The organism is Actinomyces respiraculi, assembly GCF_014595995.2.
Lineage (GTDB): Bacteria > Actinomycetota > Actinomycetes > Actinomycetales > Actinomycetaceae > Actinomyces > Actinomyces respiraculi.
In genome coordinates, this window is record NZ_CP063989.1 from 1,200,737 (window position 1) to 1,212,132 (window position 11,396).

General features: G+C 70.6%; 9 protein-coding genes. 8 read left to right on the plus strand and 1 reads right to left on the minus strand.

Going from position 1 to position 11,396, the window contains the following annotated elements:
- The first annotated feature begins 162 nt into the window (after window positions 1–162).
- Together ID810_RS04975 and ID810_RS04980 are read left to right on the plus strand one after the other, a co-directional pair.
- On the plus strand, window positions 163–1,077 hold the full coding sequence (locus ID810_RS04975) for a proteasome assembly chaperone family protein (RefSeq protein ID WP_166857719.1): 915 nt from the start codon (window positions 163–165) through the stop codon (window positions 1,075–1,077).
- A 123-nt stretch (window positions 1,078–1,200) separates the two neighbouring features.
- A complete protein-coding gene (locus ID810_RS04980; protein WP_166857721.1) occupies window positions 1,201–2,553 on the plus strand; it encodes an MFS transporter in 1,353 nt (450 codons plus the stop codon).
- Window positions 2,554–2,572: 19 nt separating this feature from the next.
- Here the strand turns inward: ID810_RS04980 and ID810_RS04985 are convergent, their stop codons facing one another.
- Window positions 2,573–3,316, minus strand: a complete 744-nt coding sequence (locus ID810_RS04985) for a spermidine synthase (RefSeq protein ID WP_166857855.1) — start codon at window positions 3,314–3,316, stop codon at window positions 2,573–2,575.
- Window positions 3,317–5,184: 1,868 nt separating this feature from the next.
- Between ID810_RS04985 and dinB the strand changes: the two genes are divergently transcribed.
- From dinB to ID810_RS05015, 6 genes are all read left to right on the plus strand, one after another.
- Window positions 5,185–6,414 carry a DNA polymerase IV gene (gene dinB / locus ID810_RS04990; RefSeq protein ID WP_166857723.1) on the plus strand — a complete coding sequence of 410 codons (1,230 nt, stop codon included), beginning with the start codon at window positions 5,185–5,187 and terminating at the stop codon, window positions 6,412–6,414.
- Between the two features lie 205 nt (window positions 6,415–6,619).
- A complete protein-coding gene (locus tag ID810_RS04995; RefSeq protein WP_166857725.1) occupies window positions 6,620–7,000 on the plus strand; it encodes a DUF3040 domain-containing protein in 381 nt (126 codons plus the stop codon).
- Between the two features lie 408 nt (window positions 7,001–7,408).
- A complete protein-coding gene (mraZ, locus tag ID810_RS05000; protein WP_166857727.1) occupies window positions 7,409–7,840 on the plus strand; it encodes a division/cell wall cluster transcriptional repressor MraZ in 432 nt (143 codons plus the stop codon).
- 213 nt (window positions 7,841–8,053) lie between these two features.
- Entirely contained in the window at window positions 8,054–9,148 is a 1,095-nt protein-coding gene (gene rsmH / locus ID810_RS05005; protein ID WP_166857729.1) for a 16S rRNA (cytosine(1402)-N(4))-methyltransferase RsmH, read from the plus strand.
- Window positions 9,145–9,552, plus strand: coding sequence for a cell division protein FtsL (ftsL, locus tag ID810_RS05010; protein WP_243856679.1), 408 nt, complete (start codon window positions 9,145–9,147; stop codon window positions 9,550–9,552). The genes rsmH and ftsL overlap by 4 nt, the downstream gene beginning before the upstream one ends.
- 6 nt (window positions 9,553–9,558) lie before the next feature.
- On the plus strand, window positions 9,559–11,349 hold the full coding sequence (locus tag ID810_RS05015; protein WP_166857731.1) for a peptidoglycan D,D-transpeptidase FtsI family protein: 1,791 nt from the start codon (window positions 9,559–9,561) through the stop codon (window positions 11,347–11,349).
- Window positions 11,350–11,396: the final 47 nt, after the last annotated feature.

Sequence of the window (11,396 nt, forward strand, 5' to 3'; positions counted from 1 at the left end):
CCAGGGACGCAATGCCGACTCCAACGGCGAGACCCGCCTGTGCTCCTGAGCACCCATCCCGGGCGCGGGCTGCGGGAACAGGTGGCGCCTCGCCCGCGTTGCACCACAATGACCCCTGCCGAAGGGGCCCGTCAACTGAGCGCTACCCGGAAGGAGGGCGGGATGAGACCCCTGTACAGCGTGGAGCACTCCTGGGACGAGCCGCTCGCCCCGCGTGTCCTGCTCTACCAGCTCGACGGCGCCATGGATGCCGGCCACGCGGGCCGCCTCGCCGTCGAACAGCTGCTCATGACCCTGCCCTCTGAGCGGCTGGCCACCTTCGACACCGACGCTCTCGTCGACTACCGGGCCCGCCGCCCGATGATGGTCTTCGACACCCACTCCTACACGGGTGTCGAGATGCCCGAGCTCGTCCTCGACCTGCTCCAGGACGACGAGGGCAACGACCTGCTGCTCCTGCACGGTGCCGAGCCCGACTACCGGTGGGAGGAGGTGGTCGGCGCCGTCACTCACCTGGCCCTGACCATGGGGGTGACGCAGGCGGTCGCCATGGCCGGCATGCCCATGGCCGTGCCTCACACGCGCCCCACCTACATCCACCACCACGGCAACCGCCCCGAACTCCTGCCCAAGCAGCCTGACTTCTTCGGCCGGGTCGAGTTCCCCGGCTCCATGAGCGGCCTCATCGAGCTGCGCCTGGGCCAGTCGGGCTTGGACTCGCGTGGCCTGACGGTCTCGATCCCGCACTACGTGTCCCGTGACGACTACCCGGCCGGTGCCGCTGCGCTGCTGTCGGCCGTGGCTGAGACCACCGGCCTGGCTCTGCCCCTGGGCGACCTCGAGGCCGCGGCTGCCGTCAACCGTGCCGAGATCGACGCCGAGGCCTCCTCCCAGCCCGAGGTCGCCGCCATCGTCGCCGCCCTCGAGGCCCAGTACGACACCTACGCGCCGCCTCGCGCCGACGCCGATGAGATCTCGCGTCTGCTCGACGTGCCGACCGCCGATGAGATCGGTGCCCGCCTCGAGGCCTTCCTTGAGGCCAACGACTCCGCCGAGGACGGCCCCCAGGGGCGGTAGGGGCCCAGGACCTCTACACCAACCCCGACGACGCGGTGCGACGGTTCCGGCTCCCAGGGGCGGTAGGGGCCCAGGGTGGTAGGGCTGCCGCCCCGGTGCCCCGGACGGCAGTAGCCTGCGGGGGTGAGAGCCCAGTCCCCATCTGTCGAGCAGCCCGGGCACGGTGAAGCCTCACCGGTGTTCCGGCCCGGCGGGGCCCGCGCCTGGATCGTGTTCCTGGCCGCTGCGTTCATCTACGTCCTGGCCGTGGCCGCCCGCACCTCCTTCGCCGTTGCCGTGCCGCAGGCGGGCGACCGCTTCCCGGGCGGCTCAGGCGTCCTGGCCTTCTTCGTTGTCCTCCAGCTCGCCGTCTACGCCACCGCCCAGGTCCCCGTCGGGCTCCTGCTCGACCGTTACGGCGCCCGCCGCGTGCTCATCTCCGGGGCGGTCATCGTCGCGCTCGGCCAGGCGCTGCTCGCGCTCGCGGACACTGTCGGCCTGGCCGTGGCCGCCCGCGTGCTGGTGGGTGCCGGTGACGCCACGGCCTTCATCGGCACCCTGCGCCTGATACCGGCATGGTTCCCCCTCGGACGCGTGCCGCTCATGAGTCAGATGGTCTCCGTCTTCGGGCAGGTCGGGCAGGTCATCTCCGCCGTCCCCTTCCTCCTGGTGCTGCATGCGCGGGGGTGGGCCCCCGCCTTCCTTGCGCTGTCCGGCCTCGGCCTGGGCGTCGCCCTCGTGGCTCTGGCCGTCCTGCGTGACGCCCCCGCGGGCGGGTCCTTCGCCGTCGGCACCCCCGACCGTATGCAGGAGGGACACCCGGCCACCACCAGCGCACGACAGCGCGAGAGCGTGGGACGCACCATCGCCGTTCTCCTGAGCCGGCCGGGCACCTGGCTCGGCTTCTTCACCCACTGGGTGGGAATGATGCCCGCCGCGGTCCTGACTCTCATGTGGGGACTGTCGTGGATGACCCAGGGCCTGGGCGTGAGTGCGACGACGGCCTCGGCCGCCCTGAGTGCCAGCACACTCGCCGGGGTGGTCGGCTCCCTCGTGGCCGGGGTCCTGTCCGGGCGCCTGCCGCGACGGCGCTCGGCCAGCGCCGTCGGCGCGATGGTGCTGGCCCTGCTCGCCTGGACGGCCGGACTGCTCCTGCCGTGGCCGACGACGGCAGCGCTAGCCGCCTGCACGATGCTCGGCTTCACCGGGCCCTTCTCAGGCATCGGCTTCGACACGGCCCGCTCCTTCAACGAGCCCTCGCGCTGGGGCACCTGCACGGGGCTGGTCAATATGGGCGGCTTCCTGTCGACGATCCTCGCCGTCCAGGTCGTGGGCCTGGTCCTCGACCACCTCGGGGGCGAGCGCTCCACCTCCGACTTCCGCACCGCCTTCGCCTGTGCCGCTCTTGTGTGGCTCACGGGCCTCGTGGGTTTGCTCGTGTCCTGGGCGGTCACACGCCGCCAGGTGCGTCAGGGGCGCGCCACCGCCAGTTTCTGAGCCCGAGTGCGGGTGCCGCTCAAGCGTGCGGCAGGGCCGGGTCATCCAGCGACCAGGTGCGCACGGGCAGCGGCAGGCGCCGCACAGCCCGGTCGATCTCCTGCATCTGCTCAGGCGTCAGCGGCTCCGCTCGGGCCACCACCACGAGGTTGCCGCGCCGCCTGCCGCGCACGCAGGCGGCGTCCGCCACCACGAGCCCGCCGCCGAAGACCCGCCGCACCGCCGCCAACTCCGCCGCCACTTCCTCGCGGGGCGCCGACACGGTGTTCGCCAGGTACACCCCGCCCGGGGCCAGCGCCCGTCGGCAGGCCTGCAGCATCTCCCGCGTCCGGCAGGAGGCCGGCACCCGCCCGGCCGCGAAGACGTCGCGCACCACCACGTCCCACTCGCCCTCGCGCAGGGTCGGGGCCACCTCGGCGGCGTCGCCCACCCGGATGCGCAGCCTGGGGGCGCGCGGCAGGTCGAACCACTCGCGCACCCGCTGGGCCAGCACGGCGTCGATCTCGACCGCCAGCTGGGTCGAGCCCGGGCGCAGCGCCTCCCAGGCGCGGGCCAGCGCGCATCCGGCGCCGCCCAGGTGCACCGCCCGCACCGGCACGGCGGGCAGCAGCACGTCCAGGACCGCGTTCATCTGCTGCTGGTACTCGAAGTCCAGGTGCGTGGGGTCCACCATGTCGATCCAGGAGGACTCCGTGCCGTCCAGCAGCAGGAGGATCCCGCTCTCGCGCCGCTCCAGCCGCGCCACGCCCGTTGAGGTCACCACCTCGCCCACGGGCAGCGCCGCCAGGGACGGCGCATCGCCCGGTCGCACGGCGGTGCCGCGTGCGCGTCTGCTGCTCCTGCGTGCCACGGCAGGCACGTTAGCGGCTCTTCCCACATGGAGTGTGTCACCGACTCGACGGTGAGGTTACCAACCCGCTCACCCCCCGGCCGGGACACGTGCCTGGAGCGCCCACACGGCCAAGCCCTTTGCTTTCGCAATGGCCGACGGCACTACCCGCAGCCGCCTCGAACCGGGTGGGTCCAGACTCCAGCTGCACCCTGAATTCGGAAGAGCCTGAACTACATCATCATGAATATGATGGCAAAAACGATAATGGCGACCGCGAAGGTTGCCGCGTACATGAACAATCCGCGAGACCTTTTCTGCTGCCCTCCGTCGGCGCCGTCCGCCATTATTCTCGAGAACAACTCGGAAAAGGTCAGTATCACCAAAAAGGAGAGAATCCATGCCCACCATGGAATGTCGCGATTGAAGAGTATTGCAACCATGGTGATAATTGCACTTACAAGTACATTATATCCATGGTTTACGCGAGCGTGAGACATATTACGCCCTCAACAAGAAATTGCGGTGACGAGGGCGCCCCCTGCGGCTTCGCAGGCGGTAGCCGTGACAATACCTGCAATTGGGGTGGCGACTCCGCTGGCCCCCAGTGAAGCGGGTACGCAGACGAGCGTTCCCCACGCGATATTGTAGGCCCATGCAACCCACTTCGGCATGCAGTGTCTTGCCGAACTAATAACTGCACCTCTCAGGGCGAGGCCACCCCCCATCGCACCACTATTTCTTGACGCTTTAATTGTATGGCTGTATTCGTCAAAGTGGAAGGTGGTCCCGGGTGTTTCTGCCTGGAGGTTAATCCTCGCAATTAAACCTCCATTCCTGTCCGTCCAGGTGGCAACACCCCCCCGCGACAGTCACAGAGTCGCCGTCCTGAATGCTGAGGTACAAACCGTCCCTTGTTGGAGCAGCGTACCTCTCTGTGCCAGTTGCTTCATCGACAGCAATCTGAGTGTCTGAAGTGCTTGACGAGCCGTCACGATCTTCAGCGTTAGCGACTCCACCTAAAGACACGCAAAGGGCGGCTGAAACCAGGATGGAGAGCAGTGACTTGGTAAACATGAGTCCTCCAGGGGAACGGGAAACGGCGCTGCGCCGCCTATGCCTCAATATGATCTCGGTCACTGTTGCCTGTCAAGGGCCGTCACGTCGTGGGGGGTCGCGATCCACCTGTGGGGGACGCGGGGCTGGTCAGGCCCGTAGCGTGGTCGTAGTTCCTGCGGCAGCCTGTGCTGTCGAGGTTGTATGCTCACGCACCCGGCTAGATGTACTGACCGGGGAGGTTGTGAACGCTGCTGGCGGGGTCTGGCCGTCCAGGATCTCGGCGCAGGCCAGGCGCGAGTGGTCGTCGATGATGTGGTCCAGGTACCGATAGCCGCCAGCGGCCCGTAGCTTGCGGCGGGCCTTGGTCTTTGCCCGCTGCGCGCTGAGCGCGGCCGGGCTGGTGGTGGCCTGGGGTGGGTCGTCGTGGGACCTGTACTGCCGTCGATCTCGTTCCTCAGGATCTGATCTCGTTCGTCGGGTTCTGATCTCGTTCCCCGGAAGTCGATCTCGCTCCTTAACCGAACGAGATGGAGCGCTGGGGAACGAGATGGACGGACGAGGGACGAGATGGACGAGCGGGGACCGGCCCCGTCTCCCGTGCCTACCACGACCGCAAGCCCATCCAGGTGAGCTCTCGGCTTTCGCGCCCTCGCCAACGACGTCACCCGCAGCCTCCTCGAAGCAGGCGGGTTCAGGCCCCTACCACACCCTTGCATCGAAAGAGCCGCGTTAGCCTGAGTCGCATGAGCAGGGCACCCAGGAACGAGGCCGCGCGCCGCTCCTGGGGCGACGACGACTCCGCCACCAACATCCTGCACGTCGACATGGACGCGTTCTTCGCCGCCGTCGAGCTTCTGGAGCACCCCGAGCTGCGCGGACGTCCCGTCATCGTCGGCGGGGCGGACGGGCGCGGCGTGGTCTCAGCCGCCACCTACGAGGCGCGCGCCTGGGGCGTGAGCTCAGCCATGAGCATGGCCGAGGCGATGCGCCGCTGCCCCCAGGCCGTTGTCCTGCCCGTGCGCCACGGCGTCTACAGCCGCGTCTCCGCCCAGGTGATGGAGGTCCTGGGGGAGGTCACGCCCGTGCTCGAGCGGGTGAGCATCGACGAGGCCTTCCTTGATGTCTCGGGCTCCCGACGGCGCATGGGCAGCCCGGTGCAGATCGCCCACTGGGTGCGCACCCAGGTGCGTGGGCGTCTGGGCCTGCCCGCCAGTGTCGGCATCGCCTCGACCAAGTTCGTCGCCAAGCTCGCCTCCTCCCACGCCAAGCCCGACGGCCTGCTGCTCGTGCCCGCCGCCGCCACCCAGGACTTCCTCGACGTGCTGCCGGTGGGAGCCATGTGGGGGGTGGGGGACAAGAGCGCCCGGGAACTGGCCCGCTGGGGTATCACCGACGTGCGCACCCTGGCCGCCACGGACGTGCGCCGCCTCGAGCGAATTCTTGGGACCGCGGCCGCACACCACCTGCACGACCTGGCCCACGGCATCGACCCGCGCCCGGTCACCGTGAGCCGGGAGGAGAAGAGCGTGGGCACCGAGTCCACCTTCTTCGACACGATCACCGACCGCGAGGACGCCCGCCGGGTCCTGCTCGACCAGTGCCACCAGTGTGCGGCCCGCCTGCGCCAGGTCGGTACCCGTGGGCGCACCGTGGTCCTCAAGGCCCGTGGTGCGGACTTCGTGACGGTGACGCGATCGCGGACCCTGAGTGCCCCGACGGATCTGGCCCGTGACATCTTCGCGGTCATCGAGGCGCTCTTCGACGCACTGCCGCAGCCCCCGGGCGGCTTCCGCCTGCTGGGGGTGCGCGTCGAGGGCCTGTCGAGGGCCGACGACGGCGTCCAGCTCCTCCTCGACGAGGACCCGCGTCGCGGCGCCCCGGAACGGGCAGCCGACGCCGTGCGTGCCCGGTGGGGCCGGGGGGCGGTGGCCCCCGCGAGCCTTCTGCGCTCCCCGCAGCCCCCCGAGGACTGACCGGGGGCTGACCGGCGCTGATCGGGGCCGACGGCGAGGGGCACGTTCTCCGCCGCGTTTTCCTCTGGCGCACGCCTGCGCCTATCCTGTGGCAGAAGCGTGTCCGCCTGCGTCCGCAACGCCGCCCCGGCGTTGAGCGGGCCCGTCGCGGGTCCTGGTCCTCAGGAGCGCCGAGCGTGGGGGAGCCCGCAGAAGGAGGGAAGCCATGGCACTGTCGGAACGTGAGCAACGGGTGCTGCGCGACCTCGAGCAGCAGCTCCACGAGGATGACCCCGGCCTCGCCAGCTCGATTGAGCAGGTGGGCAGCACGATGGGGCGTCCGTCGCCCCGCCATGTGGGAGCCGGTGTCGCGCTCGTGCTCACCGGGCTCGCCGTCGTCATCGGCGGGGTCGCCGTAGGACGCGGCCTCGTGTCCATGCTCATCGGCGTGGTCGGCTTCTCCCTGGCGGTGTGGGGCGTGACGCTCATGCTCACCCGCACGCAGGTCTCCCCGGCCGAGGGTGCGCAGCCAGGCGGCCGGAAGGGCTCGGACTTCATGGAGCGCCAGTCCGAGCGGTGGGAGCGTCGCCGCGAGGACAACCGCTGAGCCTGCCCGGGAGCAGGGTGCGTGTCACGCACCCCTAGTCAGAACGCTTCTCATTATTGCGATTCCGTGGAACTCCACGGTTTCTGTGGTGCCCGGGCCGGCCGGAACAGGCTCTGACTAGGGCTGAGTGACACGACCTCGTTCCCTCCACTCTGAGCGGCACCACCTCGTCCTGACCGTCCCCGTCATCCTCTGGATGGCGGGGACGTCGTCGTTCGACACGCCCGGCCCGCCGTGTCGACGGCCTTCCACGCGCCGAGCCCTCCACTGTCCTCCACTCGCACAAACGTTGCAATGGTGCGGTTCGTGATCCAGACGTGACCACCTGCTACTCGCTCAGTGGGTGAAAGTGGAGGGAAGTGGGGTACTGTGGGGCGCACTGGGTCGTCGAAGGGAAGGAGCGGCCCGTTGTTTCTGGGTACGCACGCCCCCCGCCTGGACGACAAGGGGCGCCTCATCCTGCCGGCCAAGTTCCGCGAGGAGCTGGCCGGAGGGGTCGTGCTGACCCGCGGCCAGGAGCACTGCGTCTACGCCTTCTCCACCGCGGAGTTCGAGCGCATGTACGCCCAGCTGCGCGAGGCCCCCCTCGCGCAGAAGCAGGCGCGCGACTACGTGCGCGTCATGCTCTCCGGCGCCGACTCCCAGATCCCGGACAAGCAGGGCCGCATCACCCTGCCCGCCCCGCTGCGCTCCTACGCCGGCCTCGGCCGCGACCTCGCCGTCATCGGCGCGGGTGCCCGCGTCGAGATCTGGGACGCGAGTGCGTGGGAGACCTACCTCGCTGCCCAGGAGCAGGTCTTCGCCGACACCGCGGAAGAAATCATCCCCGGCTTCTTCTGACCCCACCCGGAGGGGCGCCACCGCACCCGCCGGACCCACAACTCCATACCGGGACCGCCCAGACGGCGCTCGCCGAGTGAGGTCCCCTCCCGCCAAGCGTCCGACGCCTCTTCCCCGGCGCCGGAACCCGCGGGAGGAGTCCTGGCCCGACGAGCCCGCGGCGGTCCCCACCGCACCCCACGACACAGGACCAGCACAGGAAAGGAGGAAGACATGCCCCGCCGCCACGAGAGCGACGCCGCCCAGCGGCACACCCCCGTCCTCCTCCAGCGCTGCCTCGACCTGCTCGCCCCCGCACTCGAGAGCGACCACCCCGTCCTCATTGACTGCACGCTCGGCATGGGTGGGCACAGCGAGGGTGCCCTCACCCGCTTCGAGACCCTCACCGTCATCGGCATCGACCGCGACCCCGAGGCCATCGCCCTGGCCAGTGCCCGCCTGGCCCCCTTCGGGGACCGCTTCCGCGCCGTGCACACCACCTACGACCACGTCGACGAGGTCGCCCGCGATGCCTCCCCCTACGGCGATGGCACCGTTGACGCCATCCTCATGGACCTGGGTGTCTCCTCCCTCCAGCTCGACGACGCCGGGCGCGGCTTCTCATACTCCCGGCCCGCCCCGCTGGACATGCGCATGGACCAGTCCGTCGGCACCACCGCCCAGCAGCTGCTCGACACCGCCGACGAGCGCGAGATCACCCGGATCCTGCGCACCTACGGCGAGGAGCGCTTCGCCCCGCGCATCGCCGCCGCCCTCGTACGCCGCCGCGAGGCCGGCAGACCCGTGCGCGAGACCGCCGACCTCGCCGAGCTCGTGCGCGAGAGCGTCCCCGCCGCGGCCCGGCGCACCGGTGGACACCCCGCCAAGCGGACCTTCCAGGCCCTGCGCATCGCCGTCAACGCCGAGCTCGAGGTCCTGGGGCGGGCCGTGCCGCGCGCCCTCAACTCCATCCGCGTCGGCGGTCGCCTCGTCGTCGAGTCCTACCAGAGCCTCGAGGACCGCATCGTCAAGCAGGCGATCGCCGTCGGCACCACCACCCGCGCCCCCGAGGGCCTGCCCTTCGTGCCCGACGACGCCGCCCCCTACCTCGCCGCCGTCACCCACGGCGCCGAGAAGGCCGACGACGACGAGCTCGCCAGCAACCCCCGGTCCGCCCCCGTACGGCTGCGCGCCGCCATCCGCCTGCGACCAGCCGCCGACGCGCCGGCCCCGGAGCCGGAACGCGCCGCCGACCCCGGCCCGCGCCGCTCACGCCCCACCGGCACTGACCGCACCAGCAAGACCACCCGAGGAAGGAGGAAGCGATGAGCGCCGCCCACGCATACGCCACCGAGACAGCCGGCTATGCAGACACCCGCACCGAGCGGGCCCCGCGCCCCACGCTCTACGTCGTGCGCGGCATCGCCCCCGCACGCGCGAGCCTGCCCTTCCTCCTCGTCGTCGTCCTCATCCTCCTCGGCGCACTGGCGTCCTCCATGATCCTCAACGCCACCATGGCCGACACCGCCTTCAGGATGCACGAGGCCCAGATCCGGCTCAACATCCTCAACGACCACATCGACACCGTCCGCAGCCAGGTGCAGGACGTCTCCGCCGCCGACTCCCTCGCCCAGCGCGCCACCGCGCTCGGCATGGTCCCCGCCGGCGCCCCCGGCGTCGTCGACCTCACCACCGGCACCGTCTCCGGCGGTACGGCGGCCACACAGGGGTAGGGGAGCATGAACCCCAGCCGACGTCGGGTCCTGCAGGCCATGGGTCTGGCAGGCTTCGTCGCGCTGACCGGGCGCACCGCCTGGCTGCAGCTCGTCGAGGGCCCCGACCTGGCTGAGCGCGCCCAGGCCGAGCGCACCGTCACCTGGGCCAACCGCGCCCCCCGTGGGCAGATCCTCGCGGCCGACGACAGCGTCCTGGCCTCCTCCTCCGTCTCCTACGACATTGGCGTCAACCAGCAGCGTGTGTCCCAGTACGAGCACTATGTCGAGCATGAGGACCCCGAGACGGGCAAGAAGACCTACGAGCTCGTCGGCCACGGCGCCGTCGAGGCGGCGGCTCGAATCGCCCCGCTGCTCGGCGTGGACCCCCAGGAGCTCGGCGCCCGGATGGTCGGCTCCGAGCCCTACGTCGTCATCGCCGAGGCCGTCAGCCCCGACACCTGGCGGCAGGTCAACGCCCTGGGCATCCCCGGCATCGAGCCCGACCAGCGCGCCCGCCGGTTCTACCCGGCGGGCCATCTTGCCGGCACCGTCATCGGTTTCGTCTACGAGGGGCAGGGGCGCGAGCTCATCGGGGGTAACGGGCTCGAGTCCACCCAGAACGCGCTGCTCACCGGCACCAACGGCCAGGGCAGCGTCGAGATCGGTAAGTCGGGCGCCATCATCCCCACGGGCAAGTACGAGGAGGTCGAGGCCGTGGCCGGCACCAGCGTGCGCACCACCCTCGACCCCGACCTCCAGGTCATCGCGCAGCAGGCGATCGACGAGGTCGTCAAGGCCCAGGGGGCGGACTGGGGCTGCGCCGTCGTCATGGAGCCGGCCACCGGCAAGGTCCTCGTCCTGGCGGACTCCGGCGCCATGGACCCCGCCGACCCCCTCGCCTCGGAGGCGGGCGACCGCGAGCCCCGCTGCGTTCAAGCGATCTTCGAGCCCGGAAGTGTCGGCAAGGTCATCACCTTCGCGACCGCCCTCGAGGAGGGGGGCGTCACCCCTGAGGACGCCTTCACCGTGCCCTACACGTGGACCGCCCCCAACGGCCAGGTCTTCGAGGACTCCCACTGGCACGAGGTGCAGAACCTCACGGCGGCCCAGGTCCTGGCCGAGTCCTCCAACGTCGGCACCGTCCAGATCGGTGACCGCGTCTCCGACGAGGTCCGCCACGGCTATATCGAGGCCTTCGGCTACAACCACCTCACCGGCATCGAGCTGCCCGGGGAGTCGCCCGGGCTGCTGTCCGACTGGGCCCAGTGGGATGACCGCACCCGCTACACGACGATGTTCGGCCAGGGTGTGGCCGGCACCGCCCTGCAGGCGGCCCAGGTGCTCGCCACCGTCGCCAACAAGGGTGTGCGCGTGGCCCCGCGCGTCATCGACGCCTGGATCGCCCCCGACGGCACCGAGACTGCCCAGCCCAGCGTCGAGGGTGTGCGCGTCATCTCCGAGCAGACCGCCGCCACTCTGACCGAGATGCTCATCGGCGTCACCCAGGAGGGGGGCACCGCCGAGTCCGCCTCCATCGACGGCTACCTCGTCGCCGGCAAGACCGGCACCACCGAGATCCTCACCGAGTCCGGCACGGTCGCCTCCTTCGTCGGCTTCACCCCCGCCCGCGACCCCGCCATCGCCGTCGCCGTCATCGTCTACCGCCCCAGCGGCACCTATGGTGGCACCGTCGCGGCACCGGTTTTCCGCAAGATCGCGCTGGCCGCCATGCACTCCCTGGGCATCGCTCCGGACCCGCTCGTCATCGCCGCCCAGGCCGCGGCCGAGGCCGACGCGCAGGCGGGCGCAGGCTGACCCGGCCGTCCGCAGACGGCGCGCGCACCGGCGCCTCGCCATCGCCC